25 protein-coding genes and 1 pseudogene are annotated in these 26218 nt (G+C 62.5%); 9 read left to right on the forward strand and 17 right to left on the reverse strand.

Annotated elements, in window-relative coordinates; genetic code table 11:
- Both PV760_RS16565 and PV760_RS16570 read left to right on the forward strand, forming a co-directional pair.
- Positions 1-258, forward strand: a pseudogene (locus tag PV760_RS16565) (lipoyl synthase); the annotation flags it as partial.
- A 118-nt stretch (positions 259-376) separates the two neighbouring features.
- Entirely contained in the window at positions 377-1138 is a 762-nt protein-coding gene (locus PV760_RS16570) for a DUF4191 domain-containing protein (RefSeq protein WP_018779321.1), read from the forward strand.
- Between the two features lie 118 nt (positions 1139-1256).
- Here PV760_RS16570 and PV760_RS16575 read toward each other — a convergent pair whose 3' ends face one another.
- A complete protein-coding gene (locus PV760_RS16575) occupies positions 1257-1694 on the reverse strand; it encodes an RDD family protein (RefSeq protein ID WP_055977749.1) in 438 nt (145 codons plus the stop codon).
- Positions 1695-2007: 313 nt separating this feature from the next.
- Between PV760_RS16575 and glnA (PV760_RS16580) the strand changes: the two genes are divergently transcribed.
- On the forward strand, positions 2008-3432 hold the full coding sequence (glnA, locus tag PV760_RS16580; protein ID WP_018779319.1) for a type I glutamate--ammonia ligase: 1425 nt from the start codon (positions 2008-2010) through the stop codon (positions 3430-3432).
- A 72-nt stretch (positions 3433-3504) separates the two neighbouring features.
- Here the strand turns inward: glnA (PV760_RS16580) and PV760_RS16585 are convergent, their stop codons facing one another.
- Positions 3505-3858 (reverse strand): hypothetical protein, encoded by a 354-nt coding sequence (locus tag PV760_RS16585; protein WP_354628273.1) that lies wholly within the window; start codon positions 3856-3858, stop codon positions 3505-3507.
- A 105-nt stretch (positions 3859-3963) separates the two neighbouring features.
- Positions 3964-4533, reverse strand: a complete 570-nt coding sequence (locus tag PV760_RS16590; RefSeq protein ID WP_354628274.1) for a GNAT family N-acetyltransferase — start codon at positions 4531-4533, stop codon at positions 3964-3966.
- 60 nt (positions 4534-4593) lie between these two features.
- On the opposite strand from PV760_RS16590, the gene PV760_RS16595 reads away from it, so the two are divergent.
- Complete coding sequence (locus PV760_RS16595) at positions 4594-6081, forward strand: arylsulfatase (RefSeq protein ID WP_354628275.1); 1488 nt, start codon at positions 4594-4596, stop codon at positions 6079-6081.
- 18 nt (positions 6082-6099) lie between these two features.
- On the opposite strand, the gene PV760_RS16600 is transcribed toward PV760_RS16595, so the two are convergent.
- Positions 6100-9111: a bifunctional [glutamine synthetase] adenylyltransferase/[glutamine synthetase]-adenylyl-L-tyrosine phosphorylase gene (locus PV760_RS16600; protein ID WP_055977759.1), complete on the reverse strand. Its 3012-nt coding sequence runs from the start codon at positions 9109-9111 to the stop codon at positions 6100-6102.
- 9 nt (positions 9112-9120) lie between these two features.
- Positions 9121-10461 (reverse strand): type I glutamate--ammonia ligase, encoded by a 1341-nt coding sequence (gene glnA / locus PV760_RS16605; protein WP_018779314.1) that lies wholly within the window; start codon positions 10459-10461, stop codon positions 9121-9123.
- Positions 10462-10651: 190 nt separating this feature from the next.
- Here glnA (PV760_RS16605) and panB point away from each other — a divergent pair, with 190 nt between their 5' ends.
- Positions 10652-11557 carry a 3-methyl-2-oxobutanoate hydroxymethyltransferase gene (gene panB / locus PV760_RS16610; RefSeq protein ID WP_018779313.1) on the forward strand — a complete coding sequence of 302 codons (906 nt, stop codon included), beginning with the start codon at positions 10652-10654 and terminating at the stop codon, positions 11555-11557.
- Positions 11558-11568: 11 nt separating this feature from the next.
- On the opposite strand, the gene PV760_RS16615 is transcribed toward panB, so the two are convergent.
- Complete coding sequence (locus PV760_RS16615) at positions 11569-11733, reverse strand: SPOR domain-containing protein (RefSeq protein WP_011774435.1); 165 nt, start codon at positions 11731-11733, stop codon at positions 11569-11571.
- Positions 11734-11841: 108 nt separating this feature from the next.
- Between PV760_RS16615 and map the strand changes: the two genes are divergently transcribed.
- The 3 genes from map to PV760_RS16630 all read left to right on the forward strand — a co-directional run bounded on the left by map (position 11842) and on the right by PV760_RS16630 (position 14371).
- A complete protein-coding gene (gene map / locus PV760_RS16620) occupies positions 11842-12720 on the forward strand; it encodes a type I methionyl aminopeptidase (protein ID WP_064723210.1) in 879 nt (292 codons plus the stop codon).
- Positions 12721-12792: 72 nt separating this feature from the next.
- Positions 12793-13596, forward strand: coding sequence for a polyphosphate--glucose phosphotransferase (ppgK, locus tag PV760_RS16625; protein ID WP_018779311.1), 804 nt, complete (start codon positions 12793-12795; stop codon positions 13594-13596).
- 7 nt (positions 13597-13603) lie between these two features.
- Entirely contained in the window at positions 13604-14371 is a 768-nt protein-coding gene (locus PV760_RS16630; protein WP_064723211.1) for an SDR family oxidoreductase, read from the forward strand.
- Positions 14372-14431: 60 nt separating this feature from the next.
- Here the strand turns inward: PV760_RS16630 and nrdR are convergent, their stop codons facing one another.
- From nrdR to PV760_RS16645, 3 genes are all read right to left on the reverse strand, one after another.
- A complete protein-coding gene (gene nrdR / locus PV760_RS16635; RefSeq protein ID WP_026267383.1) occupies positions 14432-14935 on the reverse strand; it encodes a transcriptional regulator NrdR in 504 nt (167 codons plus the stop codon).
- A 173-nt stretch (positions 14936-15108) separates the two neighbouring features.
- A complete protein-coding gene (gene hisD, locus PV760_RS16640; protein ID WP_354628276.1) occupies positions 15109-16467 on the reverse strand; it encodes a histidinol dehydrogenase in 1359 nt (452 codons plus the stop codon).
- Positions 16468-16471: 4 nt separating this feature from the next.
- A complete protein-coding gene (locus PV760_RS16645; RefSeq protein ID WP_018779307.1) occupies positions 16472-17005 on the reverse strand; it encodes a hypothetical protein in 534 nt (177 codons plus the stop codon).
- A gap of 109 nt (positions 17006-17114) precedes the next feature.
- Between PV760_RS16645 and PV760_RS16650 the strand changes: the two genes are divergently transcribed.
- Entirely contained in the window at positions 17115-17615 is a 501-nt protein-coding gene (locus PV760_RS16650) for a flavin reductase family protein (protein ID WP_018779306.1), read from the forward strand.
- A gap of 18 nt (positions 17616-17633) precedes the next feature.
- Here the strand turns inward: PV760_RS16650 and dnaE are convergent, their stop codons facing one another.
- The 8 genes from dnaE to PV760_RS16690 form a co-directional block, all read right to left on the reverse strand.
- Positions 17634-21191: a DNA polymerase III subunit alpha gene (gene dnaE / locus PV760_RS16655; RefSeq protein WP_026267382.1), complete on the reverse strand. Its 3558-nt coding sequence runs from the start codon at positions 21189-21191 to the stop codon at positions 17634-17636.
- Between the two features lie 70 nt (positions 21192-21261).
- Positions 21262-22188: an RluA family pseudouridine synthase gene (locus tag PV760_RS16660; protein WP_018779304.1), complete on the reverse strand. Its 927-nt coding sequence runs from the start codon at positions 22186-22188 to the stop codon at positions 21262-21264.
- Positions 22181-22780: a signal peptidase II gene (gene lspA, locus PV760_RS16665; RefSeq protein WP_055977774.1), complete on the reverse strand. Its 600-nt coding sequence runs from the start codon at positions 22778-22780 to the stop codon at positions 22181-22183. The genes PV760_RS16660 and lspA overlap by 8 nt, the downstream gene beginning before the upstream one ends.
- A 98-nt stretch (positions 22781-22878) precedes the next feature.
- Positions 22879-23568 carry a DivIVA domain-containing protein gene (locus tag PV760_RS16670; protein ID WP_018779302.1) on the reverse strand — a complete coding sequence of 230 codons (690 nt, stop codon included), beginning with the start codon at positions 23566-23568 and terminating at the stop codon, positions 22879-22881.
- Between the two features lie 155 nt (positions 23569-23723).
- Positions 23724-24011 (reverse strand): YggT family protein, encoded by a 288-nt coding sequence (locus PV760_RS16675; protein ID WP_018779301.1) that lies wholly within the window; start codon positions 24009-24011, stop codon positions 23724-23726.
- A gap of 107 nt (positions 24012-24118) precedes the next feature.
- Complete coding sequence (locus PV760_RS16680) at positions 24119-24655, reverse strand: cell division protein SepF (RefSeq protein ID WP_018779300.1); 537 nt, start codon at positions 24653-24655, stop codon at positions 24119-24121.
- An 85-nt stretch (positions 24656-24740) separates the two neighbouring features.
- Positions 24741-25490, reverse strand: a complete 750-nt coding sequence (locus tag PV760_RS16685) for a YggS family pyridoxal phosphate-dependent enzyme (protein WP_354628277.1) — start codon at positions 25488-25490, stop codon at positions 24741-24743.
- Positions 25483-26196, reverse strand: coding sequence for a purine nucleoside phosphorylase YfiH/LACC1 family protein (locus PV760_RS16690; protein ID WP_354628278.1), 714 nt, complete (start codon positions 26194-26196; stop codon positions 25483-25485). Before PV760_RS16690 ends, PV760_RS16685 begins: the two co-directional genes overlap by 8 nt.
- Between the last annotated feature and the right edge of the window lie 22 nt (positions 26197-26218).

The following is a 26218-nucleotide window of genomic DNA, read 5'->3' on the forward strand; positions in this document are numbered from 1 at the left end:
CGCCCGTCCGAACGGCACTTGCCGGTGGACCGGTGGGTCAAGCCGCAGGAATTCGTGGACCTCCAGCACGAAGCCGAAGAAATCGGCTTCCTCGGCGTCATGTCCGGGCCGTTGGTGCGGTCCTCATACCGGGCCGGCCGCTTGTGGGCCACCGCGATGCGGAAGAAGGGCTGGGAAATCCCCGAAGCCCTGGCACACATCGAGTCCTCCGGCACCACCCGCCAGGAAGCCTCCACCATCCTCGCCGCCCACGGCTAGCCCAAAACGGCACAGAACCCAAACGGCACAGAAGTAACAGCAAGCAGTTCTGAAGGACCGGATGCCCCACGTAACGGCGTCCGGTCCTTCGACGTACATCACGTAGAATTAAGGCACTATGGCGAACTCCTCTGATTCCAGCAATTCGACCCCCTCGGCCGACGCACCCAAGCGTGGGCTGTTCCAGCGCAAGCCCAAGGAAGCCAAGGCCAAGAAGCCGAGCCAGCTGAAGCAGATCGCTGAAGTCTTCAAGATGACCCGGCGAAATGATCCCCAGGTTGTCTGGATCATGCTGCTGGCATTCCTCGCTGTGGTTGCCGTTGCCTTCCTTATCGGCTTCCTGTTGGAGAACTGGGTCACCGGCCTGATCATCGGTATCCCTTTGGGCCTTCTCGCAGCCGTCTTTATCCTTTCCCGCCGCGCGGAGAAAGCCGCCTTCGCGCAAATCGAGAACCAGCCCGGCGCCTCCGGTGCTGCATTGGGCACGCTTCGGCGCGGGTGGGTCACCCAGGATCAGCCGGTTGCTGTCAACCCCCGCACCCAGGATGCCGTCTTCATGGCGATCGGACGTCCCGGCGTCGTTCTCGTCAGCGAAGGACCCAGCCACCGCGTGAAGACGCTGGTGGATGCGGAGCGCAAGCGCCTTACGCGCATCCTCCCCAACGTCACCATCCACGTCCTGGAGTCAGGCCGCGGCGAGGGCCAGGTCCCCCTCAACAAACTTGCTAAGACCATGGGCAAGATGAAGAACGAACTGACCAAGGTTGAGGTCAACGCAGTTTCCAAGCGCATCAACTCCCTTGGCAACCGTCTCCCGATCCCCAAGGGCATCGACCCCTACAAAGCTCGTCCCGACCGCAAAGCCGCACGCGGCCGCTGATATTCCTGAACCAGGCACAAAACCGCCCCCGCCTCTGTGGGTAACAGAGGCGGGGGCGGTTTGTTTTTGTCGTTGGTCCGGGGACAACCGGCGGTCTTCACCGCCCGGCCCCGCGGAATCACATGCGGATAAGGATGGTGTTCATGGCTTTGTCGTGAAGACCGCGTTGGTCGGGATCGAAAACAACGGCCGGTATCACCAGGCACAGCAGGAGGGTTCGCACTACGGCGGCCAGCGGGCCTGCAGGACCGCCGCCCAAGCGGACCACATGAATACCGGCAATCCTGTGTCCCACGCTGTATCCCAACGTGCCGATCAGCAGGATCTGTTCCACGGCAAAAATGGCCAGCGTTGCCCACTGATTTCCGCCGAAGGCAAAGTTGCTGATGACCAAGGCGATGGTCCAGTCGATCACGATGCCGAGGATCCGGCGCCCGGCACGCGCCATGGAGCCAGGACCGGACTCGGGCAGGCCGAGCCTTTCACCAGGATATTTGGAGATGCCGGAAGTGTCCGGACCGCTCAACCAGGAGCCAATGTCTTTTCGATCTACCACCCTCCAAGCCTACCGCTGGAGGATGGTTGGGCATGCCGGGCGGAGGCCCCGGGACAGAGTCCGAACCGGCCGGGTGTTCGACCAGCGGACCCACGTGGACCTGGCACCGGAAAGCAGACTACCGTTTACACAACAGATGATTCTGTAACCTGCCGGAAACAATACTGACACCCCCGGGAAATCCCACCTCCCTATGGTGGTATGAGTTGCCAGCCACCATGGCAAGGGGACCTTTTTGTGTTTCCTGCGTCCTGGTCTGGGCTGCACCACGCGGCCTTCCGGGCCTGTTACTTGATATGCATAAGGAGCATAGATGTTCAAGACTGCGGACGAAGTCCTCAAGTTCATCAAAGACGAAGACGTCAAATTCGTCGATATCCGCTTCACCGACCTTCCTGGTGTCCAGCAGCACTTCAATGTGCCTGCCAAGAGCGTTGACCTGGACTTCTTCGTCCACGGCCAGCTCTTCGACGGATCCTCCATCCGCGGCTTCCAGGGCATTGCCGAGTCGGACATGCAGCTCATCCCGGATGTGACCTCGGCCTTCATCGACACTTTCCGCATCGAGAAGACCCTTGCCCTGAACTTCTCCATCGTGAACCCCCGCACGGGCGACCCTTACCACCGCGACCCCCGTGGCGTGGCCGAGAAGGCAGAGGCCTACCTGGCTTCCACCGGCATCGCCGACACCGCATTCTTCGCGCCGGAAGCCGAGTTCTTCGTCTTCGACAACATCCAGTACGAGTCTTCCCCGCAGGGCAGCTTCTACAAGATCGACTCTGAAGAAGCACACTGGAACACGGGCCGCAAGGAAGAAGGCGGTAACCTCGGTTACAAGACCCCCGTCAAGGGCGGTTACTTCCCGGTGTCCCCCACCGACAAGCAGGCTGACCTCCGCGACGCCATGTGCGTTGAGCTGGACAAGGCCGGCCTCGAGGTCGAGCGTTCCCACCACGAAGTTGGTTCTGCCGGCCAGGCGGAGATCAACTACAAGTTCACCACCCTGACCGCAGCTGCTGATGACCTGCAGAAGTTCAAGTACGTCATCAAGAACACCGCTGACGCCTGGGGCAAGTCCGTGACGTTCATGCCGAAGCCCGTCTTCGGCGACAACGGCTCCGGCATGCACTGCCACCAGTCGCTGTGGAGCAACGGCGATCCCCTGTTTTACGACGAGAAGGGCTACGCCGGACTCTCCGACACCGCCCGTTGGTACATCGGCGGCCTGCTCAAGCACTCCTCGGCAGTTCTGGCGTTCACCAACCCGACCGTCAACTCCTACCGCCGCCTGGTCAAGGGCTTCGAGGCTCCCGTGAACATGGTTTACTCGCAGGGCAACCGCTCTGCCGGTATCCGCATCCCGATCACGGGCACCAACCCGAAGGCCAAGCGCATCGAGTTCCGCGCTCCGGACCCCTCGTCCAACCCGTACCTGGCGTTCGCCGCACAGCTGATGGCCGGAATCGACGGCATCCGCAACCGCATCGAACCCCCGGCTCCCATCGACAAGGACCTCTACGAGCTCCCGGCCGAAGAAGCCAAGGACATCCCCAAGGCTCCGGGTTCCTTGGAAGAAGCCCTGGAGGCCCTGCGCGAGGACAACGAGTTCCTGCAGGCCGGCGGCGTCTTCACCCAGGACCTCATCGATACTTGGATTGACTACAAGTACGAAAACGAGATCCGCCCGCTGTCGCTCCGCCCGAACCCCTACGAGTTCGAGCTCTACTACGGCGTCTAAGCCCCTGGGCACATACTGAGAAGGCCAGCCCCATCCGCGAGGATGGGGCTGGCCTCTTTCAATGCGCAGGGATTACTGCCCAGGCTTCCCCTGTTCACGCTCCCTGATGTTCCGGGTGATCTCATCCAACTTCTCTTTCACGAAGCTTGCTGCCTCGGAAAGACCCTTTTCTGCGCTTCCCAAGGGATCGAGCTGGAGATAGACCTTGTGGTCGATCGACAGGTCGTATTCTTCCTTCAGATGCGTTCCGCCGCCGACTCCGTCGAGAGACAGATAGACGAGGGCCTCAGTCCGGGCGATGCCTGCGATGGTGCCGAAGACAACCGTGAAGTCATTTGGTTGAAAGCTAACCGATTGACCCACGTGGCGCCGGTCGAGTTCTCCGGCAGGAATTGCCCTTTCAGTGGGGCTTCCGTTGTATTCCATGGACGTTCCCTCCGATTCGAGATCAGTGACACGCCAAGTCTATAAGGTTGCTTAGTTTTATGTGCAACGCGTGACTCCGGCCGGCCAACGGCGATGCATACCGCGTCACAGGAAGGACTTGAACATCGTCCTCTGCGGTCCGGAATTGCCGCCCGAATAGCGCCCGGCGTCCACAAAGCCGGCCTTCTTGTAGGCGGCCAACCCTGCAGGGTTGCGCTCATTGACAGAAAGCACGACGCCGGACTGGCCGCCTCCCAGCCTCGCTGTCAGCTTGCGGGCTTCGGCCACGGCAGCGCGGGCAGCCCGGGTACCCAGACCACGCCCCTGGCTCCCGGCGTCGATAAGGAAACCCCTGAGCAGCCATGCCGAATCGTCATCTCCCCAGCCCGCCAGCGACGCCGCACCGGTCTGCAGTGTCAGCACCCCTACACCCACACCACCCGACTCAATGACAAAGGGCAGCCTGGACTCTTCCTCCAGAGCTATCAGCATCATGCGCAACGGATCCCCCACAAACTCCCGCTGCCCATCCGCTACGGACAGTTCAGCCACGGCGCCAAGCTGGATGGCACGGGCGTCGGCGTCGAGCATCTTCAGCGGAATCAACCACACATCGCCAACAGGATCTTGATCGATTCCGATTGAAAAAGCTTTTTCTGAGTCATCTTCACGCATTAAGTGCTTTCCTCCCGTTAGGGTTGTCTCAACAGTTTCCTACGGCAAAGGAACCCTCCGATGAGCCAGCCCAACGTCATCCTGATCTGCGTTGACGAATGGAGGGGCGACTGCCTGTCCTCGGACGGTCACCCTTATGTGGAGACACCCCACCTCGACGAACTCGCCAGGAACGGCGTCCGATTCTCCAAAGGCTATTCTGCTACGCCGTCGTGTGTGCCGGCCCGCGCAGCACTGTTCACCGGACAGTCCCAGGAGAGGCACGGCCGGGTTGGCTACAACGACGGCGTTCCTTTCCATGCGGTCCACCCGGTGACGGTACAGGAGGAGTTCAGAAAGGGCGGGTACCACACGCAGGCCATAGGCAAGATGCACGTGTGGCCCGAACGCTCCAGGCTCGGTTTCGACGACGTCATCCTCCACGATGGCTACCTCCACCACGCCCGCCGGGAGCACCAACAGCATTTCGCGATGTTTGATGACTATGTGCCATGGCTCCGCAGGCAACCCGGCATGGGCCCCGACGCCGAGTACTTCGACCACGGCGTCAACTGCAATTCCATTGTCGCCCGCCCGTGGGACAAGGCTGAAAGCCTGCACCCGTCACACTGGATCGGCACGCAAGCCATTGAATGGATGCACCGCCGCGACCCCGTGAAGCCCTTTTTCCTGTATCTGTCCTTCCACCGCCCCCATCCGCCGTACGATCCGCCGTCGTGGGCTTTCGAACAGTACCTCGGCATTCCCGCCTACGAAGCCGTGGAGGGCAACTGGGAACACCACTGGGACGCCCACCGGCAGGACAGCGACTACCAAGCAAGCTACGGCACCATTCCCGACCACGTTGTGCATAGAGCCAGAGCGGGGTACTACGGCCTGATGGCCCAGATTGATCTGCAGATCAACCGGATCAAAGAGTCGCTGGCAGACTTCGGTCTCGACCGGAATACCGTGATCGCTTTTACCAGTGACCACGGGGAGATGATGGGCGATCACCATATGTTCCGCAAGGCCGTGCCCTATGAGGGGTCGGCCCGGGTCCCGTTCATCATCGCCAATGCACCCACCGCGGAGCATGCCGTCCGCGGAGCCGTGGTGGACCACGTAGTGGAACTCAGGGACATCATGCCCACTCTGCTGGAACTCGCCGGACTCCCGATCCCCGATTCCGTGGACGGCAAGTCCCTGGCATCAATCATCCGTGGTGAAAACACTGACGCCGTTCGGGAGGTACTGCACGGCGAACACGTGTACTGGGGGCAAAACCTGCACTGGCTGACGGACGGCCGTTACAAGTACATATGGGGCTCGGGCGAAGGCACGGAGGAACTGTTCGACCTCGACGCCGATCCGCAGGAACGCAACAACCTCGCCGACGACGCAACCCATCAGGCGGAATTGACGATGTGGCGCCAACGCATGGTGGAGGCACTGACAGACCGCGAAGAAGGGTACGTCGTCGACGGCGAGCTGGTCACCGGGGTGCCGGTGGTGACGATGCTGCGGCACGCCCGGGAGCTGGCCGCCTCGGCCGCTGTCACGAGGTAACCCGTAATCCCTTTGGCCTTAGGTGGCGTAGAACATCTTCTCGAAAACCGCCCTGGCCCGACGACTCAGCCGGAGGTAGTCCTCCTCAAAATGCCCGGCGTTCCCGGGCGGGTAGCCGCACCAACGCGCAACAGCTTCAAGGTCCTTGCGCGAGGAAGGCAGGACATCGGAAGCACGCCCGGTCACGATCACATTGGCCGACCGGATGCGGCTGGCCAGACGCCAAGCATCCCGCAGCAGTGACGCGTCGTCCCTGCCGATGAACCCCAACTCCTCAGCGGCAGCCAGGGCCTCAAGGGTGGAGCTGGTCCGCAAAGCGGGATGCTTCCCGGCATGCTGCAACTGAAGCAGCTGCACCAGCCACTCGACGTCGCTCAGACCACCACGGCCAAGCTTGACGTGCCTGGCGGGATCCGCGCCCCGGGGCAGCCGTTCAGACTCTACCCGCGCCTTGATCCGCCGGATCTCACGAACATCCTGCTCCTGCAGTTCCTGCGGATACCGGATGGGATCGATCAGCTTAACGAAGTCTGCCGCCAACTCATCCGAACCAGCCATGGGACGGGCACGCAGCAGCGCCTGGGCTTCCCAGATCAAAGACCACCGGCGGTAATACTCCGCGTAGGAGTCCAAGGACCGCACCATCGCACCGTTCTTGCCTTCCGGCCGGAGGTCGGCGTCCACCATCAGCACCCGCTCTGCCATGATTGCCGGCTTGAGCGGCTGTGTGAGGAAGCCGGAGACCTTGGCGACGATCGCCGTCGCCTGTTCCTGCGCCTCGGCATCGCTGAAGCCAGGGCGGGCACGGTGCACGTACATCACATCCGCGTCCGAGCCGTAGCCGATCTCGCGGCCGCCCTGCCTCCCCATGGCAACCACAAGTACATCGGTTTTCAACGGGCCTGAGCCAGCCACTACGGCCTCGGCCACATGCAGGGCTCCCAGTACGGCAGCGCGGTCAGTCTCGGCCAAAGCCAAACCGACGGCGTCCTGGTCAAGGAGTCCGGCGCTGTCCGCAATGGCCGTCCTGAGGATCTCGCGTCGCCGGATCAACCGGATGAGCCTCATGGCGCTCTCAGGGTCAGGATGCCGGGACAGCTTGGATTGGATTTCCTGCCATTGGGCTTCGAAACGAACGGGGGCCAATTCCTTGTCGCTGCCCAGCCACGCCACAGACTCCGGTGATACTTCCAGGAGGTCCGAAATCAAACGGGAATTGGCCAGGACCTGGCATAGGCGTTCGGCGGCAGCCTGCGAATCACGGAGCAGACCCAGGTACCAGTGCGTGGTGCCAAGGGCTTCGCTGACCCGGCGGAACGCAAGCAGGCCGGCATCGGGGTCGACGCCCTCAGCAAGCCAACCCAGAAGGATCGGCAGCAACTGCCGTTGCAAAGCAGCGCGGCGGCTGACGCCCGCCGTCAAAGCTTCAATGTGTCGCAGAGCTCCCTGGGGATCCAGGTAGCCGAGAGCCGCCAGCCGGCCCTGGGCTGCCTCAGGACTGAGCTTTGCGTCTTCGCTGCTCAACTTCGCAGCAGTGTTGAGCAGCGGACGGTAGAAGATCCGCTCATGGAGTTCCCGCACGGACTTCTTGGTCTTTTGCCAGGCAGCCATGAGCTGGTCCGGATGGGGGCGCTCAAGGGAAAACGGACCCAGGACAGCTTTGGCCAGGAACCGCTGGGCATCCTCAGCCACAGGCATAAGGTGGGTGCGCCGCAGCTGGAACAGCTGGATCCGATGCTCCAGCAAGCGGAGGTACCGGTAAGCGCTGTCGAAGGCAGCGGCATCGGCACGCCCGATGTAGCCACCCGCCGAAAGTGCGGCGATGGCCGACGTCGTGTCTTTGCAGCGGAGGGATTCATCGGACTTGCCGTGTACCAACTGCAGCAACTGGACGGTGAACTCGACATCCCGCAGTCCGCCACGTCCCAGCTTGATCTGCCGCTGCTCCTCGGATGCGGGGATGTAGTCGGTCACCCTGCGGCGCATCGCCTGCACGGACTCCACAAAGCCCTCACGGCCGGCAGAAGACCAGACCAACGGCTCCACGGCCTTTTCATAGCGCTGGCCAAGTTCCCGGTCGCCGGCGATGGTCCGCGCCTTGAGCAGCGCCTGGAACTCCCAGCTTTCGGCCCACCGTGCGTAGTAGCTCAGGTGGGAAGGAAGGGTGCGTACAAGAGGGCCAGATTTTCCTTCCGGGCGGAGATTCGCATCCACTTCCCAGAGGCCCGGTTCGGGAGCAAAGGAGGAAATTGCCCGGGAAATACCCGAGGCCAGGGCAGTCCCGATGGTGGACGCCCGGGCATCCTCCAGCTCTTCGGACTCGATGACATAGATGACATCGACGTCCGAAATGTAGTTCAGCTCGCGGGCTCCGCATTTGCCCATTCCGATGACGGCCAGTCCGACGTCGGCGATGTCGTCAGCGTCGTAATGGCCTGCCGCTTCAGCCCGGGATACGGCAAGGGCGGCTTCGATCGCGGCACCGGCGAGGTCGGCCAGTTCAGCTCCGGCTGCAGGCATGAAGTCCTGGGGCGAAGCTGCACACAGGTCTTTGATGGCGAGCTCAGTCAGGCCCCGGCGGTACGCCGTCCGCAATGCGGCATAGGCGGGCTGCCCGGTGATGCCTGCCACGGGCCTGTGGGCGCCGGGCTCAGCCTTGACGGAACGAAGCAGTGTGGCGCGGAGCTCGTCGCTGGAAGCCTGCAGGGGCTCCGGACTGACAGGAGCATCAAAGACATCCAGGTGCTCAGGCCGGCGCATCAGGAACTCCCCCAGCGCCTCCGAGGCCCCCAGCAAACGGTACAGGGGCTCGCAGGTGTCCGGATCCGCCGCGGCCAGCTTCTTCAGGCCAGGATTCTTCTCAATGAGCCGGACCAGTGACTGCAGGGCTGTATCGGGACTGGCCGCCATGGAAAGGCCGGCAAACAGTGCGTCCTCGTCAATACCCTCAAGCTCGGGGGCAGCAAGGAAGCGCTCCCCCTTCTCAAGGTCGCTGAATCCGGCTGAGATGAGCCGTCGTGCAAGGCTCACTGGCCCTGCCTAAAGAATGCCGAGGTTGCGCTGCAGCTCATAGGGGGTGACCTGGAGCCTGTAATCCTGCCACTCCGCCCGCTTGTTGCGGAGGAAGTGCTCAAAAACCTGCTCGCCAAGGATTTCGGCCACCAGTTCGGATTCCTCCATTGCCCGGATGGCGTCGTGGAGGCTGGCTGGAAGAGGCGCGTGCCCCATCGCCTTGCGCTCCGCGGTGGTCAGTGACCATACGTCGTCCTCAGCGGCAGCGGGAAGCTCATAGCCCTCCTCGATGCCCTTCAGGCCCGCCCCGAGCAACACGGCGTAGGCCAGGTAAGGGTTGGTGGCGGAGTCGATGCCACGGTATTCGATCCGCGCAGACTGTCCCTTGCCGGGCTTGTAGAGCGGAACGCGGACCAGCGCAGACCGGTTGTTGTGTCCCCAGCTCAGGTAGCTCGGGGCCTCGCCGCCGCCCCAAAGCCGCTTGTAGGAGTTCACGAACTGGTTGGTGACAGCCGTGAATTCCGGAGCGTGCTTGAGGATGCCGGCAATGAACTGGCGTGCGGTCTTGGAGAGCTGGAACTCCGCACCGGCTTCGAAGAATGCGTTGGTGTCGCCCTCGAACAGCGAAAAGTGCGTGTGCATGCCGGAACCGGGGTGGTCGGTGAACGGCTTGGGCATGAACGTGGCGTAGGTACCCTGCTGGAGCGCAACTTCCTTGATGACGGTACGGAACGTCATGATGTTGTCCGCGGTCTGAAGCGCATCGGCGTAACGAAGGTCGATCTCGTTCTGCCCCGGGCCGCCCTCGTGGTGGCTGAACTCCACGGAGATGCCCACGGATTCGAGCATGGTGACCGCAGTACGGCGGAAGTCCTGTGCCACACCACCGGGAACGTGATCGAAGTAGCCGCCCTCGTCCACAGGTACCGGCGAGCCATCCGGGCCCAAGTCCTTGGACTTGAGCAGGTAGAACTCGATCTCAGGGTGGGTGTAGCAGGTGAAGCCCATGTCCGCGGCCTTTGCCAAGGTCCGCTTGAGGACGTTGCGGGGGTCCGCGGCCGACGGTTCGCCGTCCGGAGTCAGGATGTCGCAGAACATCCTTGAGGTTTGTTCGGTCTCACCACGCCAGGGCAGGATCTGGAAGGTGGAGGGATCCGGCTGCGCGAGCATGTCGGATTCGAACACACGCGCCAGGCCTTCGATCGCTGAGCCATCAAAGCCAAGGCCTTCTTCAAAGGCACCCTCGACTTCGGCGGGCGCAAGCGCCACCGATTTAAGGGAACCCACGACGTCGGTGAACCACAAGCGTACGAAGCGCACGTCACGCTCTTCGATTGTCCGCAGAACGAACTCTTGCTGGCGGTCCATAGGGCCTCTTTTCCGATTCGTTGTCCATGCCGCTGGTTTCAAGGGACAGAAGCCACGGCAGCTCAGCCTTCACTCTACTAAGAGTTCCCCCCTAAAGCCGCAGCAGTAGCTGCGTGTAACACACCGTTTACAAAAGGTGACGCTGGGCACACTGCTGGCAGCCGCCGTCGGCACCGCTTAGGCTCTATCCATGGCCCCGAGCAACCTTCCTGAGTCCACCACGCCCGCCGAAGTTTCCGCCCCTTACGGAAGCGGTCCCGGAACCGGTGCGCAGGCGCCATCAGCGACCGGCAGGAAGCCGGCCGGCCGGGTACGGATCCACCACCTCCAGCAAGCCAAGGACAACGGCGAACACTTCGCCATGCTGACCGCGTATGAGCAGTACGCGGCGGAGATCTTCGACCAAGCGGGAATCGAAGTGCTGCTTGTCGGCGATTCGGCTTCCAACAACGTCTTCGGCAACGAAACCAGCCTTCCCGTCACCGTGGATGAGCTTCTTCCCCTGACCCGGGCAGTGAGCCGCGCAGCCAAGCGGGCATTGGTCATTGCCGACCTGCCTTTCGGCAGTTATGAGGTCTCTCCCGGCCAGGCCGTGGCTACCGGTGTGCGCTTCCTGAAGGAAGGCCTTGCACACGCGGTGAAGATCGAGGGAACCGCGTACTACGCGGACACTGTCAAAGCGATGGTCCAGGCAGGCATCCCCGTCATGGCGCATATCGGCTTCACACCGCAAAGCGAACACTCCCTCGGCGGTTACCGCGTCCAGGGGCGTGGGGATGACGCGCAGCGGCTCGTGGACGACGCTGTGGCCCTCCAGGATGCCGGAGCGTTCAGCGTCCTGATGGAAATGGTCCCCGCGGAAACGGCTGCCATTGTGGACGCTGCGTTGCGCGTACCAACGGTGGGCATCGGAGCAGGCAAGAGCACCACAGGCCAGGTCCTCGTCTGGCAGGACATGGCCGGACTCCGGGGCGGCAAGATGGCCAAGTTCGTCAAGCAGTACGCAGACCTGCGCACAACCCTGACCGACGCAGCTGCCGCATTCGGCGAGGACGTCCGGTCCGGGCAGTTCCCCGGACCGGAACACTCCTTCTAGGCAGGCCTTGGCTAATCGTCGTCCTGGGCGTCCCAGGCGTCATTGCGGGCTTTGACCTTCTCCAATGCGTGCTCGGCTTCTTCCCTGGTTTTGTAGGGGCCAATCAGCTGGGTCCAATCGGACATGGCGTCCTCTTCGATCTCGTGCGTCTTGACGTTGTACCAGTACTCCGTCACGTCTCCTCCTCATCGCCGGGGCCGTTGAACGCGTAACGTTGGCGCGGCCACAGGAGCCTTGCCGTGCATTGTTACTTACGTCTCTTGCGTGCCTTATATGATCAATCTATGCCTTCTCTTGCTTCGACTGCACCCATTGGCGCCCTCACCCCGGGAACCATCAGCCCTGAACGCCCCGTCCCCGCATCGATTCCCCGGCCGGAGTACGTCGGCAAGAAGGCGCCTGCGAAGTTCACGGGCTCCGAAGTGAAGTCGCCGGAGACGGTTGAGAAGATCCGCGTAGCAGGCAGGATTGCCGCCCAGGCGATAGTAGAAGTAGGAAAGCACATCCAGCCGGGTGTCACTACCGACCAGCTGGACAAGATCGGCCACGAGTTCCTCCTGGATCACAACGCCTACCCGTCCACCCTGGGCTACCGGGGCTTCCCCAAGTCCCTCTGCTCCTCCCTCAACGAGGTGATTTGCCACGGCATCCCGGATTCCACCGTGGTCCAGGACGGCGACATTCTCAACATCGACATCACCGCCTTTATTGACGGTGTGCATGGGGATACCAACTACACTTTCCTGGTTGGCGACGTGGATGAAGAGTCCCGTCTGCTGGTTGAGCGTACGCAGGAGTCGCTCAACCGGGCCATCAAGGCCGTGGCCCCCGGCCGCGAAATCAACGTAATCGGCCGTGCCATCCAGTCCTACGCCAAGCGCTTCGGTTATGGTGTGGTCCGGGACTTCACAGGCCACGGCGTGGGTGAGGCCTTCCACACGGGCCTCATCATTCCGCATTACGACGCAGCCCCGGCATACAACACCGTGATCGAGGCGGGCATGGTGTTCACCATCGAGCCCATGCTTACCCTCGGCACCATCGAATGGGATATGTGGGCAGATGACTGGACAGTCGTCACCCGCGACCACAAACGAACGGCCCAGTTCGAACACACGCTGCTGGTCACTGAGACCGGCGCGGAAATCCTTACCCTTCCCTGAGCTCACCGGAAGGTCCAAGCAGCCCGGCCGGCTGTGCCTTGCCCATCCCCTCCTGCCATGATCGGAAATGCATTGTCCAAGAAGGATGAGAAAACCCACAAGAACGCGCCGCTGATCGGTATCGACATCGGCGGTACCGGCATCAAAGGCGGCATCGTCGACCTCAAGAAGGGGAAGCTGATCGGCGACCGCTTCCGGGTCCCCACACCGCAGCCTGCTACTCCGGAAGCGGTGGCCGATGTCGTAGCCGAGATTGTCGCGGAGCTGTCCAAGCGTCCCGAGGCCCCGGCAGCGGACTCCCCGGTGGGCGTCACTTTTCCCGGCATCATCCAGCACGGCGTCGTCCACTCCGCAGCAAATGTGGACAAGTCCTGGCTCGAAACCGACATAGACAAGAAGTTCACCGAGCGCCTCGGCCGTCCGGTTGAGGTCATCAACGACGCCGACGCAGCGGGCCTCGCGGAAGCACGCTACGGAGCCGGTGAAGGTGTCGATGGTACCGTCCTGGTGATCACCCTGGGAACGGGCATCGGGTCAGCATTCATCTTCAACGGCCAGCTGGTCCCCAACGCCGAGCTCGGCCACCTTGAGGTGGACGGACATGACGCCGAAACCAAAGCCTCCGCCGTGGCCCGCGAACGGGATGGCCTCAGCTGGGACGAGTACGGCGTGTTGCTCAACCGCTACCTCCAGCACGTGGAATTCCTGTTCTCCCCTGAGCTCTTCATCGTGGGCGGTGGCATCTCCAAGCGCTCGGACGAGTACTTCCCGCACCTGGACCTCCGTACCAGGATCGTGACTGCAAAGTTGAAGAACGACGCCGGCATCGTGGGCGCAGCCCTCGAAGTTGCCCTGCACCACAAACTCGCCAAGTAACCCTGACATGGCCGAGGCTACAGAAAGCCGCTCAGGCATCGCGATCGTCACCGGCGCAAGCCGCGGGATTGGTGCTGCCGTCGCCCAAGCAGCGGCCGTGGCGGGATACGGTGTCGTCGTCAATTACTCGTCTGACGCCGCGGGCGCGGATGCCGTGGTTAACAGCATCCGCGCCCGCGGCGGCGAGGCACACGCCGTCCGGGCAGACGTCAGCCAACCCGCCGACGTCGAGCGTTTGTTTGACGAAGCTGCGCGCCGCGGACCCGTGACTGCCGTTATCAACAACGCAGCCATCACGGGCGATCTGATCGGGCCGCTGGTGGACGTACCTGCCGGGACCGTGCAGCGGGTATGCGACGTTAACATCGCCGGCCTGATCTATATGTGCCAGGAAGCTGTCCGGAGGCTCTCGTTGGATTCCGGCGGACCCGGCGGTTCCATCATCAATATTTCGTCGACGGCCACCAAAGCCGGCTCTCCCGGAACCTGGGTCCACTACGCCGCAACCAAAGGCGCAGTGGACGTTCTGACCGTGGGCCTGGCTGCCGAGGTCGCCAAACAGGGAATCCGGGTTAACGCCGTAGCGCCCGGAAGCACGAACACCGGGTTGCATGCCGCAGCCGGAATGCCGGATCGTGTGGAAAGGCTCAATCCCACCATTCCCATGGGCCGCGGAGCCGAACCCGAGGAAATCGCGGCAGCTGTGACGTGGCTGATGTCCGATGACGCCGGATACATCACGGGTGCAGTGCTGCCAGTCTCCGGCGGCCGCTGATACGGCCATGCCTTGGTGCCGGTGGCGGCTGCGGCTTCCCCTCCGCTGCCGCCACCGGAGCTAGAGTTGGCTCGCCTCGGAGCCTTTGGGTTGCTTGCTGCCCGCTTTTGCGTGCGCTTCATGCTCGTGTCGGAGCAGCGAAATAGCGGATTCGAAGTCTTCTAATGATTCGAAGGCCTGGTACACACTGGCGAAGCGGAGGTAGGCAACCTCGTCCAATTTGCGGAGCGGTCCAAGGATGGCGAGCCCGACCTCGTGGGCATCAATCTCCGCCGCGCCGGATGAGCGGATGTTTTCTTCAACTTCCTGGGCAAGCATGGCGAGGTCGTCCTCGGTCACCGGCCGCCCCTGGCAGGCCTTGCGGACGCCACTGATGACCTTGATGCGGCTGAATGGTTCACCCACGCCGGAGCGTTTGATGACGGAGAGGCTGGTTGTCTCCACCGTGGTAAAGCGGCGGCCGCATTCCGGGCATTGCCGACGGCGGCGAATGGAAGAGCCGTCGTCCGCCATGCGGCTGTCGACAACACGGGAATCGGGATTCCGGCAGAACGGACAATACACGCTGGGCCTCCCCTGACAACTCCGGCACGGGCACCACCCGGCAAGCCGCCGGATGCGCAAAAGGTGCCGGAAGATTCACTTCCGGCACCAGTTTACGTAGGTACACACCGTAATGACAAGCTTGTAATTACTACATGTAGTGGTGGTGACCCTTATATGTAGTGGTTGACCTGCTATTCGAAGCGGATCCGCACCGCATCTCCGTGACCCGGCAGGTCCTCGGCACCGGACAGGCTCACGATGTGGCTGCTGACCTCCTTCAGGGCACCGCGGTCATAGTTGATGACCTGGACGGCCCGCAGGAAGGTGGTCACGTTCAGTCCGGAGGAGAACGCCGCCGTGCCGCTGGTGGGCAGGACGTGGTTGGATCCGGCGCAGTAGTCGCCGAGGCTGACAGGGCTGTAATCCCCCACGAAGATGGCCCCGGCGTTGTGGATGCGTCCGGCTACCGCTGCGGCATCCGCCGTCATGATTTCCAGGTGCTCCGCAGCGTAGGCGTTGCAGACTGCAATCCCCTGCTCAAGGTCATCCACGAGGACCACGCCGGACTGCGGGCCGGAGAGGGCCTCAAGAACACGGGCGCTGTGCTTGGTTGCCGCCGCCTGACGCGCCAGCTCACGCACGACGGCGTCAGCGAGTTCGGTCGAATCCGTCACCAGCACTGAGGCTGCTTTGGGATCGTGCTCTGCCTGGCTGATGAGGTCGGCCGCCACAAGCGGGGCTTGGGCAGTGGAGTCGGCGAGGATGGCGATCTCCGTAGTGCCGGCCTCCGAGTCAATACCCACCACGCCCTTGACCAGCCGCTTGGCCGTGGCCACGAAGATGTTGCCCGGGCCTGTCACGACGTCCACAGGTTCGATGGGCAGCTCGTCCCCCGAGCCCGGAATCCCGTAGGCGAAGGACACAATGGCCTGCGCACCGCCGATGGCGTAGACCTCATCAATGCCCAAAAGCTTGGCGGCCGCGAGAATAGTGGGGTGCGGAAGTCCGCCAAAATCCTTCTGCGGCGGTGAGGCCAGGGCGATGGATTCGACGCCGGCGGCCACCGCAGGAACGACGTTCATGATGACGGAGGACGCCAACGGAGCGAGTCCCCCGGGAACGTACAGCCCCACCCGGCCCACCGGAATCCAGTTCTGGCTGACGACTGCACCGTCCCCCAGCGAAACGTCCACGTTGCGGGGTCGCTGCCTGTCGGCAAACTGCCGAGCCCTGCTGATTGACTCTTCAAGGGCGGCCCGGACGTTGGGATCAAGCCCGGCGAGAGCCTGGGTCAGGGCCTCCGCGGAAACCCTTGGATGCGACTGCTCAACGCCGTCGAACGTGCGTGCCAGCTCGGCCAAGGCACTGAACCCGCGGCTGCGAACGGCGGCAATGATGTCCTGGACCTTCTGTTCCGCATCCGCCATGGTCTGATGGCGCGCCCTGGGAACAGCTCCGCGGAGTTCCGCCAGGGAGAGGCGACGACCCCGGAAGTCAATGCTCCGGAAGTTAAGGGCGGCTGGGGCGGAAGTATCGGAGGAAGTGGTCACCCCGCTATTTTACGGGCTTCTTGGAGAGAACCCCGAATAAAGACAGGACGAAGGTGACAAACGCCGTCGCACCGGTCCATAGCAGGAGGACAGCATAGGACCGGAGCGTGAACCCATAACCAGGGCCGAGGGCCGGGTTGGCTGGAGGACCCCATAGCTGGGCGGCCAGCAAGCCGGTCAGCCATGCGAGGAGTGCACCCGCCGCACCCCCGAGAAGCGCCAACACCAAACGCCGGGAGGCGCTGGCACCCTCGAGCTTGCCATCGAGCATGAGCCCGGCAGCGCACCCCGATACCAGCATCAAGGCCGCCAGGATCAGGTCACGCGGGAGCCACGACTCAGGGTTGTCAGGATTGGACAGCTCGGGATTGCCGGAGACGAGGTTGAGGCCGCCCGGAGCCAGCAACCACCAGAGAAGCCCCACAACGATTCCGGAAGCGGCCGGGACAACCAGCCAAAGGAAGTCCCGCGCCGGGCGGGAAGCGGTGGCCGGAGCCGGTTCGGAAGCAGCTTGGAGGTTCACACTGGGCTCGGTCATGCACTCACATTAACAAAGGTTCACGCTGGCTCCGCAAAATAGGGGAACCGCTGCGTGGGAGGAATACTCTGGGAGGAGAGCATAGGCCCACCCCCAGGAGAACACCACCGTGGCAAGCGAACCATCCGGCTTCGAACAGACTTTCAGGGAGATGTTCCGCAGGCACGCCGCCGGAGTCGCCATCATTACGGCCAACCTCAACGGCAAACCCTTTGGTTTCACCGCAACATCCGTGGCATCGCTGTCCGCCGAGCCGCCCCGTTTCACCTTCAACATGGCCAGGAGCTCCAGTTCCTGGCCCGCCGTCGCGAACGCGGAATATATCGGTGTCCATATGCTGGGGCTGGAGAACCAGGCGTTGGCCGACAGGTTCGCACGGACCCGCGACAGGTTCGACGGCGACCACTGGGAACCCGGCCCCCACGACGTTCCCATCCTCAAGGACGTCAGCGGCTGGCTGGTCGGCAAGATCCAGATGCGCTTGTCTTTTGAGAACAACGCAGTGGTTGTGGTCGAGGTCGTCGACGGCCAAGTGGGCGGGGAAGGGACCCCGCTGCTGTACCACGGCGGCGCTTACAGCAAGCCTGCGCCGCTCGACTACGAGATCTGACTACCGCGGGCCCGGCTGTCAGTTGTCCAGACAGGCCGGACCGAGCAGGACCTTGAGGTCTCCAAAGAGCGACGGACTGGGATTCACCCGAAGATGCACTGGCAATCCCATGACCTCCACCTTGGTATCACCCATCAGCTTCAACCGGACCTCCGAGTTCCCGCGGTGGGTGCGAAGGACGTCCCGGAGATCCGTTACCACTGCCTCCGTGGCCTTGAACGTGGGAATGGTGATCACGACGGGACCGTTGACGCTTTCGCTCAGGTCCGGCACCGATAGTTCCATGCAGTTCAATGTCACGGCGCCGTCATCCCGGCGCTGCAGGCGCCCCTTGACCACAACGATCAGGTCTTCGGCCAGCACAGAAGCAATGGGGCCGTAGACCTGGCCGAAGAACATGACCTCCATTGATGCACCGAGGTCCTCGATCTCCGCCCTGGCATAGGCATTGCCGCTGGCCTTGGCGATCCTGCGGCTCAGGGAGGTGATCATGCCTGCAATGGTGACAATGGCGCCGTCGTGTGGTCCGTCCTCGGCGATGATCGACGCAATGGTCTGCTCGGCGTGCTGGCTCAGGACACCCTCCAACCCCTGCAGGGGGTGGTCTGAAACGTACAGTCCCAACATGTCGCGCTCGAAGGAGAGTTTGTCCTTCTTTTCCCATTCAGGGAGATCGGGAATTTCCGTGGTCAGCGAAGCTTCCGGTTCCTGGTCTTCGAACCCGGCGAAGAGGTCGAACTGGCCAATGGCCTCGTTTCGCTTGAGCGTGATCACCGAATCAATGGCTTCTTCGTGGATCATCGCCAGCGCCCTGCGATGGTGGCCAAGGGAATCGAAGGCGCCCGCCTTGATCAGCGATTCAATGGTGCGCTTGTTGCACACCACCGCCGGGACCTTGAGGAGGAAGTCCTTGAAGGACGTGTAGTTTCCCTCCGTTGCCCGGGTGGACACCATCGCGTCCACCACGTTGACACCAACGTTGCGGATGGCTCCCATGCCGAAACGGATGTCCTGGCCCACCGGGGTGAAGTTCAGCGACGATTCGTTGACGTCCGGCGGAAGCACCGTGATGCCCATGCGCCGGCACTCATTGAGGTAGATCGCGGACTTGTCCTTGTCATCACCCACCGAGGTCAGCAGTGCGGCCATGTACTCCGGTGCATAGTGCGCCTTCAAGTAGGCAGTCCAGTACGAAATAACCCCGTACGCGGCCGAGTGCGCCTTGTTGAAGGCGTAGTCGGAGAACGGAAGCAGGATGTCCCAGAGGGTTTTGACCGCGGCCATGGAGTAGCCGTTGTCCTGCATGCCTTGGGAGAACCCGGCGAACTGCTTGTCCAGTTCGGATTTCTTCTTCTTGCCCATCGCGCGGCGAAGGATATCTGCCTGGCCAAGCGAGTAACCGGCCAGTTTCTGGGCGACGGCCATGACTTGCTCTTGGTAGACGATCAGGCCGAAGGTGCCACCAAGGATCTCCTTGAGCGGCTCTTCCAGCTCCGGATGGATGGGAATGACTTCCTGGATGCCGTTCTTCCGCAAGGCATAGTCCGTGTGGGCGTTGGCGCCCATGGGACCCGGCCGGTACAGGGCCAGGACAGCGGAGATGTCTTCGAAGTTGTCAGGCTTCATGAGCTTGAGCAGCGACCGCATGGGTCCGCCGTCGAGCTGGAACACGCCCAGGGTGTCGCCGCGGGCCAGAAGCTCATACGACGCGGCGTCGTCCAGCGCAAGGTTTTCGAGATCCAGGTCCACGCCACGGTTCATCTTGATGTTTTCCAGGGCGTCCGAAATGATCGTGAGGTTTCGGAGGCCCAGGAAGTCCATCTTGATCAGGCCGAGGCCTTCAGAGGTGGGGTAGTCGAACTGGGTGATGACCTGGCCGTCCTGGAACCGCCGCATGATCGGAATAACGTCGATGATGGGGTCCGAGGACATGATGACGCCGGCGGCGTGTACACCCCATTGGCGCTTCAGGCCCTCAATGCCCAGCGCCGTCTCGAAGACCTTGGCCGCCTCCGGGTCGGTGGCAATGAGCTGCCGGAAGTCCCCGGCCTCGCTGTAGCGCTTGGACTCCGGATTCTGGATGTCCGCGAGGGGAATGTCCTTGGCCATGACGGCCGGCGGCAGGGCCTTGGTCAGTTGCTCGCCCATGCTGAACGGATAGCCCAGCACGCGGGAGGAGTCCTTGAGCGCCTGCTTGGTCTTGATGGTTCCGTACGTCACGATCATCGCCACGCGCTCGTCGCCGTACTTCTTGGTGACGTAGTCGATCACTTCCGAACGGCGACGATCATCGAAGTCGACGTCGAAGTCAGGCATGGAAACGCGGTCCGGGTTGAGGAAGCGTTCGAAGATCAGACCGTGCTGGAGGGGGTCGAGGTCGGTGATGCGCATGGCGTAGGCAACCATGGAACCGGCACCGGAACCACGTCCGGGACCCACCCGGATGCCGTTGTTCTTGGCCCAGTTGATGAAGTCGGCCACCACGAGGAAGTACCCGGGGAAACCCATGGAGGTGATGACGCCAAGCTCGTAATCGGCTTGTTTGCGGACCTTGTCCGGGATGCCCTGGGGGTAGCGGTACTTCAGGCCGGCGTCGACTTCCTTCACCAGCCACGAGGTCTCGTCTTCGCCTGGCGGGCAGGGGAAGCGGGGCATGTAGTTGGCACCGGTATTGAAGGAAACTTCGCAGCGCTCGGCGATCAGGAGCGTGTTGTCGCAGGCTTCCGGATGGTCACGGAACAGCTCCCGCATTTCCTGCGGTGATTTCAGGTAGTAGCCACTGCCGGAGAAGGCGAAGCGGGACCCGCCGTTGTCGTAGGTTGGCTCGAGCAGAGTGGAACCGGACTGGATGGCCAACAGGGCTTCGTGCGCCTTGGCATCGTGTTCGTGTGTGTAGTGGAGATCGTTGGTGGCCACCAACGGCAGGTTGAGCTCCTTGGCCAGGCGGAGCAGGTCGCCGGTGACGCGCCGCTCAATGTCCAGACCGTGGTCCATCAACTCGCAGAAGTAGTTTTCCGCGCCGAAGATGTCGCGGAACTCGGCTGCGGCTTCCACGGCCTCGCGGTAGAGTCCCAGGCGGAGCTTCGTTTGGACTTCTCCGGAGGGGCAGCCCGTGGTGGCAATGAGGCCTTCGGAATAGGTGTTGAGTAGTTCACGGTCCAGGCGCGGCCACTTACCGAAAACAGAATCCAACGACGCAATCGACGAGGCCCGGAACAGGTTCCGCATGCCCACGTTGTTGTAGCTCAGCAGGGTCATGTGGGTGTAGGAGCCACCGCCGGAAACGTCATCTTTACGCTGGCTCTCATCGCCCCAACGGACCCGCTCTTTGTCACCGCGGGCCGTTCCCGGGGTCACATAGGCTTCGACGCCGATGATCGGCTTGATGCCTTTATCCGTCGCCTTGCGCCAGAAGTCGAAGGCGCCAAACAAATAGCCATGGTCTGTGGTTGCGAGGGCCGGCATGCCCAGGCGCTCAGTTTCGTCGAACAACTCCCCCAGCCGTGCCGCTCCATCCAGCATGGAGTATTCGGTGTGGGTGTGAAGGTGGACGAACGAATCATTGCTGGAAGTCACCACGACAGTCTACCGTCCCGGGTCGGGGAGGAAACGGACCGCAACGGCACCGGACTTCAGGTCAATGGAATCAGGCCGAACCTGTTTCCAACAGATCCAAGGCGTACTGGAGGTCCGCCGGATAATCGCTGGCAACTTCCACCCATTCGCCGGTGCGGGGGTGCGTGAAGCCGAGCTGGCGGGCGTGCAGCCACTGCCTGGTCAGCCCCAGCGTTGCCGCAAGACGGGGATCGGCACCATAGGTGAGATCTCCGGCACACGGGTGGCGCAGCGCCGAGAAGTGGACACGGATCTGGTGCGTCCGTCCGGTCTCCAGATGGACTTCCACCAGGGTCGCCTTGCCGAAGGCTTCCAGGACCTCGTAGTGGGTAACGGACGGACGACCGTCCTCGATGACGGCGAAGCGCCAGTCGTGGCCCGGGTGCCGGCCGATCGGTGCATCAATGGTTCCGACCAAGGGATCGGGCAGCCCTTGGACAACGGCATGGTAAACCTTGTCCACGGTGCGCTCCTTGAAAGCCCGCTTGAGCACCGTGTACGCATGCTCGGTCTTGGCTACGACCATGACACCGGACGTGCCAACGTCGAGCCTGTGGACGATGCCGGCGCGCTCCGGCGCTCCGGACGTGGAAATCCTGTACCCCGCCCCGGCGAGACCGCCAACCACTGTGGGTCCAACCCACCCGGGAGACGGATGCGCCGCAACCCCCACAGGCTTGTCGATGACAACGAAGTCTTCGTCATCCAGCAGGATTTTCAGGCCTTCCACAACTTCCTCCACCACTTCAAGGGGGTCACGCCGGTCGGGAACCGTGACGTCCAGCACCGCACCGGCCACAAGCTTTGCCGACTTCCCCAAGGGCGCACCGGCGCTCGTAACGTTCCCTTCGGCGATCAACAGGGCCGCGGCCGAGCGGGATATGTCCAGCAGCTGGGCCAGTCCGGCATCCGCGCGGACGCCGGCCAGATGGTCAGGTACAACCACAGCGTCACTCACCGGCGGGGCCTCCGCCGGCCGGCTTGGCGTCCTTGGAAGACTTCGCGGCGGCGACATGGCGCTTGCCGTCCATGCCAATACCCCGCAAGGTCAGCAAACAGATGATGACGACGCCGGACACCACCGCGGAGTCAGCGATGTTGAAGATGGCGAAATTCGGCAGCTGGATGAAATCGACCACGTGACCCATGGCGAACGAAGGCTCCCGGAACAAGCGGTCCGTCAGGTTGCCCAGTGCTCCTCCCAGGAGAAGGCCCAAGGAGAGCGCCCACCATGCAGAGCCCAGGCGACGAAGCTGGAACAGGATGGCCACCGATACCGCCGCCATAATGATCGTGAAAATCCACGTCACATTCTCGCCAATGGAGAACGCGGCCCCGGAGTTCCTGATGAAGTACCAGTGCAGCAACGGAGGCAGGACCGGAATGCGCTCCCCCTCGGTCATGGTGCTCGTAACCCAGAGCTTGGTGAGCTGGTCAAACGCGTAAGCGAACGCAGCGAAGCCGGCAAAAAGCCACAGCATGGCCGGACGCCACTTACGTTGCACGGTGGGTGCCGGCTGTGAGGCGTCGTCAGTTAGGTCGTCGGTCATAGTGCTTTCATTCGGGAGGCGTGGCGGTCTGTTATTGGTCTTTAACAGCAAAGGCCGGTGGCCGAGGAGTCCTCAGCCACCGGCTTTTAGAATACTTGCTAAACGTCTGCGGTTGCTTCGCCGACCTCGGGGGCAGCAACGGAACCACGGGCATCGAGATCGCGCAGCTGGCCTTCGATGTAAGCCTTCAGGCGTGAACGGTAGTCACGCTCGAAGCCACGGAGCTGCTCAACCTTGCGCTCCAGGACGGAACGCTGCTGCTCGAGTGCACCAAGGATCTTGCGGGACTTTTCCTGGGCATCGTTCACGAGGCTGGAAGCCTCGATCTGAGCCTCGGCAATGATCTTTTCCTTCTGCTGCGCACCGTCGGAGACGTGCTTGTCGTGCATCTGCTGCGCCATGGCGAGCAGGCCTGCAGCGGATTCAGCGGAGGGGGTAACGCTGTTGCTGGCGGCCGGGGCCTTGGCAGCGGCGGCAGCCTGCTCAGCTTCCTTCTTCTTGGCAGCTTCGGCGGCCTTCGCTTCAGCCTCGGCCTTCGCCTCGGCTTCCTTGTCGACCTTGACGGGAGCCGGAACCTTCTCGACGACCGGAGCCGCAGCAGTTGCAGCGGGCACAGCCGAACCAGCCTCGCCGAGCTTCTTGCGGAGCTCGTCATTTTCCTGGTTCAAGCGGCGCAGTTCCACCACGATCTCGTCCAGGAAGTCATCGACCTCGTCCTGGTCGTAGCCTTCGCGGAACTTGGTCGGCTGAAAGCGCTTGTTGACAACGTCTTCTGGCGTCAAAGCCATCTGGTCACCTCGTTGGTCTAGTTAGTCAGTAGGCCTTCCGGCCGTTCAAAACTACGGTACCTAAATAACATCTTGTTCCTCCAATTCAACACCATCGTGTTGATTTGGAGAATTTGCGGCCTGTGAACCATCGGTGGTCCAGGTTCCGCGGGCAATCAGGCCAGGCTGAAGGTCACTGCCATGGCGATGCTCACGGCAATGATCAGGATCAGGAAGCCCAAATCCAGGGATATTCCACCCAGCTGCAATGGCGGTATCAGTCGACGAAGCCTTCCCAGGGGAGGATCCGTGACGGAGTAGACCACATGTGCTGTAACCAATGCCACACCCCTGGGGCGCCACTGGCGCGCAAACATCTGCACCCATTCAAAGACCAGGCGGATGATCAGCGTGATGAAGAACAGAAACAACACAATATGGATAAGGCCGAAAACAATGCCCACGAGTTAGCTCAGATCTCCCACTTGTTCCGGAATGCGGATCGGTCCCTACTATTGCAACACAGATGCCAGGCAGGTTGACCCGCCTGGCATCCGCGAAAAGACTGTTGTCAGCTCTGATTGAAGAAGCTGGCCTGCGTTTCGCTGGCCTTCTTGTCATCTCCGATGACTTCAACGTACGACGGCGACAACAGGAAGACCTTGTTGGTAACCCGCTCGATACTGCCGTGCAGGCCGAAGACCAGGCCGGCGGAGAAGTCCACCAGGCGCTTGGCGTCCGCTTCACCCATGTCGGTGACGTTCATGATGACCGGAATGCCATCCCTGAAACTTTCACCGATGACCTTGGCATCGTTGTAGGAGCGGGGATGAACGGTGGTGATCTGCCTCAAGCCAGAGGCATCTTCGCGGCTGGACGCCGCACGCTTAATTGGTGTCACGGGTGCGCGGTATTCCTCTTCGACCTCAACAGGGGGCATTTCACGGACAACTTCCCGGACGGGAGCGGGCGCGCGTCGCTCTTCCCGATCCTGTGTCTGGGGGCGTTCTTCGTCGTGGTGCGCGGCGACGGACTGCTCAGATTCGTAGTGTTCATCGCCGTCGGCGAGCCCAAGATAGATCATTGTCTTGCGCAGAGCGCCAGCCATGGTGCACTCCTATCATTTCTGCAGTAGGCGGGCCGCCATGACTTGACATATTGGAACCCCGGCCCGTCATTCCAATACTTTGACGCTACCCCACGGCCGGACGTGAACCGAGAATATCGGAGCCAATTCTCAGGTGTGTCGCCCCGAACTTCACAGCGGCCTCCAGGTCCTGGCTCATGCCGGCGGAAATCGCCGTCGCGGACGGATGGTCGGCACGCAGTGCGGCAGAAATGCCAGCCAGGTTCGCGAACGCTTCTTCGGGGTCCGCGCCGAGTGGCGCGACCGCCATGAGCCCGCACAAACGCAGGCCGGCCGCAGACTCGATCCGGGCGGCGAGGTCCCCGACCATTGCCGGAGCGGCACCGCCCCGGTGGGTACCGGCGTCGTTCTCCAAGCTGACCTGGATGAAGCAATCAAGGTCTGCCCTGCCCGTGGCGTCCTGCTCACGGGCGACAGCCTTTGCCAGGGCATCAACCAGTTGGGGCCTGTCGATCGATTGGACCGAAGACGCATATTTGGCCACGGATTTGGCCTTGTTGCTTTGAAGCTGGCCGATGAAATGCCAGCGGATGTCCAGTTCAGTAAGCCCGGCAGCCTTTGCGGCGGCCTCCTGATCGCGGTTTTCGCCAACATCGGCGATCCCGAGGGCGGCCAACCTGCGGACATCGTCCGCGGGATGGAACTTGGTCACGACGATCAGCCGGGGAGTGTCGGAGCGGGCGGCGGCAACAGTAGCGGCCTTGATCCGGTGACTTACAGCATCGAGACGCTCCGCAAGTTCCGCAGAACGCGCGTCAGCGTGCCGCGGGGCGTCGCCGTTGCCTGGGCTAGTCATGCGTCCACACCAATCCTGCGAATCGACCGGCACGGGAGTCCCGCCGGTATGAAAACAGCGAGTCGCTCTCCAACGTGCACTCCCCCAGGTACTCCACGGCAACGCCGGCAGCGTCCAACTGGGCCCGGACACCCGCAGGCAGGTCCAGGGAAGGAGTTCCCCACGATGTGGAAGACCACGTCGCAGGAACCTTTTCCGCGACCTCGGACCGCAACTGCTCCGGGACCTCATAGCAGTTTCCGCAAATTGAAGGACCCACCCATGCCTGGATATCCAGTGCACCCCGGTGCCGCATTTCGGCCACCGTGAAAGAAACGATTCCGGAGGCAACACCTGGGCGACCGGCGTGGGCCACGGCGATAACGGGGCGATCTCCGGAGTCGATCCCTACCAGAACCACCGGTACGCAATCGGCGACCATGACTGCCAACGGTTGGGGCGCACCGTTGGGCAATACGGCCGCAGACACCATGGCATCGGCGGTGGGCCCGGAACCGTGCGAAGCGATGAACTCCACATGTTTTCCATGCACTTGGTCCATGAATTGGAATCGCCTGGAGCCCAACCCTGCCGACTGCTCCAGCCCGCTACGGCGGAGCTGCACGTCGCCGGGATTGTCCCCCACGTGGAGGGCCAGGTTCCCGGCGCCCGTATCAGTGAATGCTACGGAGACGCCGGGCCGGACCTCATCGCGCCACAAAAACACCAAGTACTTCTTCTCCGAACGG

It is taken from the genome of Paenarthrobacter sp. CC6 (assembly GCF_040560085.1).
Lineage (GTDB): Bacteria > Actinomycetota > Actinomycetes > Actinomycetales > Micrococcaceae > Arthrobacter > Arthrobacter nicotinovorans.

What these genes read in the sequence shown, in the direction of transcription:
- PV760_RS16570 (WP_018779321.1), top strand. Translation starts at nt 377, where the DNA reads ATGGCGAACTCCTCTGATTCCAGCAATTCGACCCCCTCGGCCGACGCA.
- glnA (WP_018779319.1), top strand. Translation starts at nt 2,008, where the DNA reads ATGTTCAAGACTGCGGACGAAGTCCTCAAGTTCATCAAAGACGAAGAC.
- PV760_RS16585 (WP_354628273.1), bottom strand. Translation starts at nt 3,858, where the DNA reads ATGGAATACAACGGAAGCCCCACTGAAAGGGCAATTCCTGCCGGAGAA.
- PV760_RS16590 (WP_354628274.1), bottom strand. Translation starts at nt 4,533, where the DNA reads ATGCGTGAAGATGACTCAGAAAAAGCTTTTTCAATCGGAATCGATCAA.
- PV760_RS16595 (WP_354628275.1), top strand. Translation starts at nt 4,594, where the DNA reads ATGAGCCAGCCCAACGTCATCCTGATCTGCGTTGACGAATGGAGGGGC.
- glnA (WP_018779314.1), bottom strand. Translation starts at nt 10,461, where the DNA reads ATGGACCGCCAGCAAGAGTTCGTTCTGCGGACAATCGAAGAGCGTGAC.
- panB (WP_018779313.1), top strand. Translation starts at nt 10,652, where the DNA reads ATGGCCCCGAGCAACCTTCCTGAGTCCACCACGCCCGCCGAAGTTTCC.
- map (WP_064723210.1), top strand. Translation starts at nt 11,842, where the DNA reads ATGCCTTCTCTTGCTTCGACTGCACCCATTGGCGCCCTCACCCCGGGA.
- PV760_RS16630 (WP_064723211.1), top strand. Translation starts at nt 13,604, where the DNA reads ATGGCCGAGGCTACAGAAAGCCGCTCAGGCATCGCGATCGTCACCGGC.
- PV760_RS16645 (WP_018779307.1), bottom strand. Translation starts at nt 17,005, where the DNA reads ATGACCGAGCCCAGTGTGAACCTCCAAGCTGCTTCCGAACCGGCTCCG.
- lspA (WP_055977774.1), bottom strand. Translation starts at nt 22,780, where the DNA reads ATGACCGACGACCTAACTGACGACGCCTCACAGCCGGCACCCACCGTG.
- PV760_RS16670 (WP_018779302.1), bottom strand. Translation starts at nt 23,568, where the DNA reads ATGGCTTTGACGCCAGAAGACGTTGTCAACAAGCGCTTTCAGCCGACC.
- PV760_RS16680 (WP_018779300.1), bottom strand. Translation starts at nt 24,655, where the DNA reads ATGGCTGGCGCTCTGCGCAAGACAATGATCTATCTTGGGCTCGCCGAC.
- PV760_RS16685 (WP_354628277.1), bottom strand. Translation starts at nt 25,490, where the DNA reads ATGACTAGCCCAGGCAACGGCGACGCCCCGCGGCACGCTGACGCGCGT.